The 957-nt window shown below is 61.0% G+C and carries 1 protein-coding gene; it reads left to right on the forward strand.

The features are described 5' to 3' along the window. Window positions 1-957 (forward strand): elongation factor Tu (gene tuf / locus ACYVIT_RS26465; protein WP_460478310.1); only part of this gene is annotated, 957 nt, incomplete at both ends.

Here is a 957-nt window from a genome sequence, read left to right on the forward strand (position 1 = left end):
GCGCGTGGTATCACGATCAACACGGCACACGTGGAATACGAGACGCAGAACCGTCACTATGCGCACGTTGACTGCCCGGGTCACGCGGACTACGTCAAGAACATGATTACGGGTGCTGCGCAGATGGACGGCGCGATCCTGGTGTGCTCGGCCGCAGACGGCCCGATGCCGCAGACGCGTGAGCACATTCTGCTGAGCCGCCAGGTTGGCGTGCCGTACATCATCGTGTTCCTGAACAAGGCCGACATGGTTGATGACGCCGAGTTGCTCGAGCTGGTGGAAATGGAAGTTCGCGAGTTGCTGTCGAAGTACGACTTCCCCGGCGACGACACCCCGATCATCAAGGGTTCGGCCAAGTTGGCGCTCGAAGGCGACAAGGGCGAGTTGGGCGAGCAAGCGATTTTGGCGCTGGCCGATGCGCTGGACACGTACATCCCGACGCCTGAGCGTGCGGTTGACGGTGCGTTCCTGATGCCTGTGGAAGACGTGTTCTCGATCTCGGGTCGTGGCACGGTGGTGACGGGCCGCGTTGAGCGCGGTATCGTCAAGGTCGGCGAAGAAATCGAAATCGTGGGTATCAAGCCGACGGTCAAGACGACGTGCACGGGCGTGGAAATGTTCCGCAAGCTGCTGGACCAAGGTCAAGCGGGCGACAACGTGGGTATTCTGTTGCGCGGCACCAAGCGTGAAGACGTCGAGCGTGGCCAAGTGCTGGCCAAGCCGGGTTCGATCACGCCGCACACCGAGTTCACCGCCGAGGTGTACATTCTGTCCAAGGAAGAAGGTGGCCGTCACACGCCGTTCTTCAACGGCTATCGTCCGCAGTTCTACTTCCGTACGACGGACGTGACCGGCTCGATCGACCTGCCCAAGGACAAGGAAATGGTGTTGCCGGGCGACAACGTGTCGATGACCGTCAAGCTGCTGGCTCCGATCGCCATGGAAGAAGGTCTGCGC

The organism is Bordetella muralis (genome assembly GCF_054781015.1).